Origin of the sequence: Streptomyces boluensis (assembly GCF_009908195.1) — a bacterium.
In the GTDB taxonomy this organism is placed as follows: Bacteria; Actinomycetota; Actinomycetes; order Streptomycetales; family Streptomycetaceae; genus Streptomyces; species Streptomyces boluensis.
In genome coordinates this window covers 22,506-29,250 of the sequence record NZ_JAAAHS010000047.1, presented here as the reverse complement: position 1 = coordinate 29,250, position 6,745 = coordinate 22,506, and the positions used below count along the sequence as shown (strand labels likewise).

Annotated in this window: 5 protein-coding genes; 3 read left to right on the top strand and 2 right to left on the bottom strand. The window is 71.6% G+C overall.

Features of this window, described 5'->3' with window-relative positions:
- The first annotated feature begins 372 nt into the window (after window positions 1-372).
- On the top strand, window positions 373-1,092 hold the full coding sequence (locus tag GUY60_RS09375; protein ID WP_246234573.1) for a hypothetical protein: 720 nt from the start codon (window positions 373-375) through the stop codon (window positions 1,090-1,092).
- Window positions 1,041-2,309: an ATP-binding protein gene (locus tag GUY60_RS09370; RefSeq protein WP_312866234.1), complete on the top strand. Its 1,269-nt coding sequence runs from the start codon at window positions 1,041-1,043 to the stop codon at window positions 2,307-2,309. Before GUY60_RS09375 ends, GUY60_RS09370 begins: the two co-directional genes overlap by 52 nt.
- A 217-nt stretch (window positions 2,310-2,526) precedes the next feature.
- Here the strand turns inward: GUY60_RS09370 and snpA are convergent, their stop codons facing one another.
- The gene (gene snpA, locus GUY60_RS09365) at window positions 2,527-3,183 is read right to left on the bottom strand and encodes a snapalysin (protein WP_161695813.1); all 657 of its coding nucleotides are present in this window, start codon (window positions 3,181-3,183) and stop codon (window positions 2,527-2,529) included.
- A gap of 184 nt (window positions 3,184-3,367) precedes the next feature.
- Here snpA and GUY60_RS09360 point away from each other — a divergent pair, with 184 nt between their 5' ends.
- Window positions 3,368-4,306 (top strand): LysR family transcriptional regulator, encoded by a 939-nt coding sequence (locus tag GUY60_RS09360; RefSeq protein WP_161695811.1) that lies wholly within the window; start codon window positions 3,368-3,370, stop codon window positions 4,304-4,306.
- Between the two features lie 23 nt (window positions 4,307-4,329).
- Here the strand turns inward: GUY60_RS09360 and GUY60_RS09355 are convergent, their stop codons facing one another.
- A complete protein-coding gene (locus GUY60_RS09355) occupies window positions 4,330-6,417 on the bottom strand; it encodes a PhoX family protein (protein WP_161695808.1) in 2,088 nt (695 codons plus the stop codon).
- Window positions 6,418-6,745 lie beyond the last annotated feature (328 nt).

Sequence of the window (6,745 nt, the reverse complement as noted above, 5' to 3'; positions counted from 1 at the left end):
ATAAGAGACAGGTGCAGGGGTGCTCGGTACGGGAGCGGTAGGTACGGGAGTGCTCGGTACAGCCGGCGTCACGCTCACCGGCGGAGCCGCAGGCGGAGCCACCGGCGGAGTCACAGGCACGGGCGCACCCGCCTCACCGCCCCCCGGAGCATTCGGAGAATCGGGCACGCGGAACTCCCTTGCGTCGGAGCAAGCCGAAACCGATGAAGCGCGAAGCCAATGAAGCGCGAAACCGATGAAGCACCAAGCCCTTCAGTTTGGCATGTGCATGGACCTACAGGTGAGACAACGTCAGCCGAAACAACCGGAACCCATTGCCCCGTACGGCCCAGCCACCAAGACCCCTCCCCCCACCCTCGCCACGATGGACGCATGGCATCGAGGAGCGAACGTGCTCGCCGTCGACGTACCGCAGTCCTGAGCGCGGCAACCGCACTCGTGCTCGTCGGGACCGGCGCCCTCACCGGGTGTGCCGACGTCGAAGGCCTGCGCAGCGACGGGCGGCTCGACGGGGTGACCGCGCCGCTCACGCTGTGGAAAGACATCACGCCCTCGCCCGCCGCCCCCGGGACCTCGCTCGGGAAGGCCGCGGTCGTGCCGGGCGTGCCCGAAGTCGCGTCCGGTGACATGCGGGACGCCGACGCCACGGCCGTACTGAAGGCCGACATCGCCGACGCGGGCGCGCGCGACGGCGGCACCGGACGGCTCGTCGACCAGCGGGCGGTACGGCGGCTCGCGGACTGCGGGGACGGCTGCCCCGTACGGCCGCCGGTGCTGCACGATCTGACCGGCGACGGGCTGAGCGAGCTGATCACCGCCGTGGACGTCGACGGCCGCACCAGCGAACTGCGGGTCTACACGGTCGAGGACCGCCGGGTCACCCGGGTCCTGGCGCGGCGGGCCGTCCTGGAGGGCGTCGAGGTCGCCGCCGGACACCTGGCCGTACGCGAACCCACCAGCAACCCGGTCTATGTGAGCGTCTCGGACTACGTGTGGGACGGGAAGGGCGCCATGGCCCTTGACGACCTGAGCCTCGACGAGTGCCGGGACCGCGAGCCCGGCGCGAGCCCCTGCCCGCGGGCGGGCCGGTGAGCCTGCGCTGGAAGATCGCCCTCACCGTGACCGCGGTGTCCTGCGCGGTCGCGGCCGTGCTCGGCGTCCTGGTGCACAACGTGGTGGCCCGGCAGACCGTGAACGAGGTCCGCAAGGAGATCCACAAGCAGCTCGACGACGCCGTCGCGGGGTACGAGTACGGCACCTCCACCAGCGGCGACCGGATCGAGCTAGACCCGGCCGAACTCCCGGGCCCGCTGAAGGAGTTGGTGGCCGGAGGCGAGTGGGGCTCCATGGTGGGCAGCCGCCGCGGCGAGCCCGTGATGTGGGCGGCCGCGCCCGCCGACGGCCGCCCACTCGCGGTCTGGTCGGGGTACGGCGGCACCCGTGACCGGCTTGAGGCGATCGACACCGCGATCCTCGGCTCCGCGCTGCTCGCCGCCGGTCTGGTCACGCTCGCCGGGATCTTCCTGGCCACCGGGATCAGCCGTCGGCTCAGCGGTACGGCGCAGGTGGCGCGGCGGATCTCCGAGGGCGACCTGGACGCGCGGGTCGGGATGGCGCCGGGCCGCGGCGGGCGCGGCGGCCGGGACGAGGTGCGGGACGTGGCGGGCGCGCTCGACTCGATGGCGGCGTCGCTGCAGTCGCGCCTGGAGACGGAGAAGCGGTTCACCGCCGATGTGGCGCACGAGCTGCGCACCCCGCTGACCGGCATGGTCGCCGCGGCCGGGCTGCTGCCGGAGGGCCGGCCCAAGGAGATGATCAACGACCGGCTGCAAGCGCTGCGTTCACTGACCGAGGACCTGCTGGAGATCTCCCGCCTGGACGCGGGCGCCGAGCACGCCGAGCTCACCCGCTGCGAGCTCGGCCCGCTGGTGGAACGGGCGGTACGCGGCACGGGCCTGGCCGCCGACGTACACGTACGGCAGGACGCGGTGGTGGAGACGGACCGGCGCCGCCTCGACCGGATCCTCGCGAACCTGATCGCCAACGCGCACCGGCACGGCCGCCCGCCCGTCGAGGTGACTGTCGACGGGCCGCGGATCGAGGTGCGGGACCACGGTGACGGCTATCCGCGGGAGCTGATCGAGCAGGGGCCGCAGCGGTTCCGTACCGGCGATCCGGGACGGGGCCGCGGACACGGCCTGGGCCTGACCATCGCGCTCGGTCAGGCCCAGGTGCTCGGCGTGGATGTGCTGTTCACGAACGCGCCGGAGGGCGGGGCACGCACGATCCTGCGCCTGCCCTCCGGCTGAGCGAGCCGTACGGTCCGGGGGAGCGGTCCGTACGGGTGGGGGGTGGCTCGCTCGACATGGGGGTCGAACTATCTCGTCTCGGGGCCGTCCCCCGGTGGGGCGGGGAGCGGCGCGGCGGCCGGGTACCGGTGCGGCACCCGGGGTTCTGGTTCCAAGTACCTGTGCGGTACCCGGGATACGGGCGGGTATCTGTGCGCTACCCGGGGTCCTGGTGGCGTCAGTGCGCCTTGGCGAGTCCCGTCGTCAGGCCGTTCTGCCACAACTGCTCGACCTGGGCCGTCTCGTTGGCGTCGGGCTGCGAGTTGGTGCAGGACGGGCCGGGGCCGCCGCCGGACATCAGCTCGGTGCACGGGCCCTCGTAGTGGTCCGGCAGACCGAGCACGTGACCGGTCTCGTGCGCGGTGACGCGGGTGGAGTCGTACTCCTCGTTCTGCGCGTAGTCCAGGAAGATGTAGCCCTTCCCGTGCCCGTCCGTGGAGGCGTACGAGCCGCGCGGGTCGTTGCCCTCGCGGTACTCGAAGTCCCCGCCGGAGCCCTCCTGCAGCTGCACGTTCTTGACCGAGCTGTTCCAGATCTGGGTGCTCTTGTCTATCTGGGCCTTGAAGGTGGGCGCGTTCGCGGCGCTGTACGTGACGGTCACGGACTCCGCGCCGGGGTTCTTGGCCCGCTTCTCCGCCACCGCCTTCCGCACGGCCTCGAAGAACGCCTTGTTGGCGGCGGCGTTCTCACCGGACTTCTCGTACGCGACGTACGAGGGTACGGAGGAGGGCGCGGAGGGTACGTCGGTCACGGCGGACGCCGGCGCCGCGCCGAGTGCGGCAGTGGCCAGACCAAGGCCGATGGCGGCCGAGAGCGCCGACTTGGTGAGTCGCATGGGGGGCTCCTACTCGTGTGGGGCGAGCGGTCACCCGTGAGTTTCGGGTAGTTCGGAGCCCGCGGGATGATGGCAGTCGGCGATAACACCGGGCTATCACCGGTCGAACATCAGACCAACTTGGCCCTATCTATGGGGGTTTAAGAGTCTGGTGTGATCCCTGAGGCAGTCCTACGCTCACCGCATGGAGCTTGAGGTTCGACACCTCCGCGCCGTGTGCGCCATCGCCGACACCGGCAGCCTGCACAAGGCCGCTCGCCAACTCGGCATGAGCCAACCGTCGTTGACCACCCAGCTCCGCCGGATCGAGGACTCGCTCGGCGGCCGCCTCTTCGCCCGCGAACGCACCGGCTGCCGCCCCACGCCGCTCGGCCGGGTGCTGCTCAGCCGGGCCCGCCCGCTGGTCACCGAGATGCGGGAACTCGTGGCAGAGGCAAGGGCGGCGGCAGCGCGCGCGGACGACGGACCCGACCTGCGGATCGGCTCCACCGCGAGCCGCGCCATCCCCGGCTGGCTGCGCCGCCTGCGGGCCCGGCACGCGCAGGCCAGGCCGTCCATCCAGACGGACGTGTCGGCGGACGCGCTGGTCCGCCTGGTCGCCGACGGGCAGTTGGACGTGGCCTTCGTGCACGAGGTGGAGGGCAGCCCGCTGCACCTGCCGCCTGGGCTCGCCCACCGCGTCCTGATGGAACGCGAACCGCAGTTCGTCTCACTCGCCGCGGACCATCCGGCAGCCGCGCGCACCACGGTGCGGCTCGCCGACCTGGCGGGCGACCAGTGGATGATCGACCCGACCGTGGACGGCGAGCGCTCCGGACTGCTCAGGATGCTGCGCGAGGCCGGGCTCACCCCCCGGATCCTGCACGGGGACTACCTCACGGCGGCCACCCTGGTCGCGACCGGCGACGTGGTCACGGTCTGCCAGCCCACCTCACGCGGCCGCCCCGACATGGCGGTACGCCCGCTCGAAGGGGACCCCCTGGGCGTACGGCTGCTCCTGGTGGGCCGTACGGAGGCGGAGCTCGGCCGGGCGTACGCGGACCTGGAGGCGGCGTACTGGGAGGCGGCCGGGGAGTCCGCCGAGTACCGCGCATGGCTGCGCCGCCACCCCCAGGCCGCCTGACCTCCCCGACCCCCTGGCTGGTCTCAGACGCCGATGTCGGAGCCGTCCTCGCGCCAGACCGAGACGACCGACGGGCGCACGATCCTGCCCGGTCCGTCCGGCCACGACGAGGCGGGCTTCTCGACGGAGGCCCCGTCGATCTCGCCCGGGTGCTGCACGGCCACAAGCACGCGGCGGCCCTGCACCAGCGGGCCACAGGTCTCCGCACCGGTCGGCATGGTGAGGAACTGCTTCAGCTGACCGCGGTACGCACCGCTGGTGGCGACCCCGAACAGGCCGTCGTGCGAGCCGAGTTGGGCACCGTCGGTGGAGATCCACAGGTTGCCGTGCGGGTCGAACGTGACGTTGTCCGGGCAGGAGATCGGCGAGACCTGGTCCTTGGGGAAGCCGCCGAAGTACGTGGCCGGGTCCTTCGGGTCGCCCGCGACCAGGAACAGCAGCCAGCCGAAGCCGGTCGCCGCCGGGTTGTCGCCGTTCTCGGTGAGTTCGAGGACCGCGCCGTGCTTGTTGGCGTTGCGCGGGTTGGCCTCGTCGGCCGGGGCCTTGCCGTCCGTACCGCGCTCGGAGTTGTTGGTGAGCGCCAGGTACACCTTGCCGGTGCGCGGCGAGGGCTCGATGTCCTCGGGGCGGTCCATCTTGGTGGCGCCGGCCTTGTCGGCGGCGATCCGCGTGAAGACGAAGACCTCCTCCGCGGACATGCCCTCGACGTGCGACTCGGCTCCGTCCGCGGTGGCCGTGGCCAGCGGGATCCAGGTGCCGCTGCCGTCGAACTGCCCGTCCTGCGGGTGCTTCCCGCTGCCGTCGATCTCCGCGGCCGGGGAGTCACCGGTCACCTTGGCGACGTACAGCGTGCCCTCGTCGAGCAGCGTCATGTTGTGCTCGCGGTCCGCGGCGGACTTCCCCGTCCGCATCCGCTTGCTGCTGACGAACTTGTAGAAGTACTCGAACTTCGAGTCGTCACCGCTGTACGCGACCGGGCGGCCGTCCGGGGTCAGCGCGATCGAGGCGCCCTCGTGCTTGAAGCGGCCGAGCGCAGAGTGCTTCACCGGCGTCGACTCCGGGTCGTACGGGTCGAGTTCGACGACATAGCCGAAGCGGTGGATCTCGTTCGGCTCCTCGGCCACGTCGAAGCGCTGGTCGAACCGCTCCCACTTGCGCTCGGTGGCGCCGGGCTTGAGGCCGTAGCGCTTGTCGGTCGCGCGGGTGCCGTTGGCGAAGTACTGGTCGACGTTCTCCTCGCCGTGCAGCGTCGTGCCCCACGGGGTGGTGCCGCCGGAGCAGTTGTTGAGGGTGCCGAGGACCTTCGTGCCGGTCGGGTCGGCGGACGTCTTCACCAGGTCGGACCCGGCGGCCGGGCCCTGCAGCCGGAACTCGGTGGTCGCGGTGATCCGGCGGTTGAGCCCGTGCCGGGTGACGGCGGTGAGCTTGCCGGTACGGCGCTCCTCCTCGACCACGACGACGCCGAGACCGTGCGCGGCCCAGGCGATCTCCACCTGCTCACGGGTGGGGTTCTCCGGGTCGTACCCCCGGAACATCAGCACCTCGTCGGTGTACTCGTGGTTGGACACGAGCACCTGGCGGCCGTCACCGAGGGGCAGCAGCGACAGGAAGTCGTTGTTGTACCCGAACTGACCGGCCTGGGCCTTCGCGGTCTGGTTCTCCGGGTCGAAGTCCGGGGCGCCGCGCAGGATCGGCTCGCCCCAGCGGATCACCACGTTCTGGCGGTAACCCTCCGGCACGGTCACCTGGTCCGCGGTGTTGGGCGCGACGGCCCCGAAGCGGAGGCCGCGCGCGGACCTGCCGGTGCCCTTTGCCGGTACGGGTGCGCCCTGCCCGCCCTGCTCGGCCGCGACCGCCCGCGCTCCGCCGCCCTGGCCGGAAACGGTCGCCGCACCGGCGGCCCCCGCGACGGTCACCACGGCGGCCGCGCGGATCATCGAACGGCGGCTCAGCGCACCGGCGATCACATCGCCCACGTACGCGTTGTCGCTGGTGTTGGGGGTGGGGTGGAAGCAGGCGTCGCCGCAGCGGAAGCGGCAGGTGAGGGCGGAGCGGCCGCCGGGGTGCGAGCCTGCCTTCTGATTGGTGATGAGCGGCAGCAGTTTGCGCACGATTCCCTCCATATGGCCTTCTGGGCCCGTACTTCGGCGCGCCCCGCGCCGACACCGTGTCGGAATGATCGGAATGATTTCGGCCGTGACGTTAGGCGCGTAGACCAGCAGAGCGGCGGCTGAGGGGTGAACATGGGGTGAACCCCGGGCGCACGGAGGAAAGTTGACGCCGGGTGTGTGGTGGCGCGGTGCGCACACCCGACCCTCGCGAAGATCGCTTCCAGCGGCGGCTAACCTTACGTGTCCGCCCTGGCCAGGGGTTACGGAATCAACTCACGCGAAGGGTTGCGCACATGGGCCTTCTGGATCGCTTGCGGAATGCGTTCGG

What these genes read in the sequence shown, in the direction of transcription:
- GUY60_RS09375 (WP_246234573.1), top strand. Translation starts at nt 373, where the DNA reads ATGGCATCGAGGAGCGAACGTGCTCGCCGTCGACGTACCGCAGTCCTG.
- snpA (WP_161695813.1), bottom strand. Translation starts at nt 3,183, where the DNA reads ATGCGACTCACCAAGTCGGCGCTCTCGGCCGCCATCGGCCTTGGTCTG.
- GUY60_RS09360 (WP_161695811.1), top strand. Translation starts at nt 3,368, where the DNA reads ATGGAGCTTGAGGTTCGACACCTCCGCGCCGTGTGCGCCATCGCCGAC.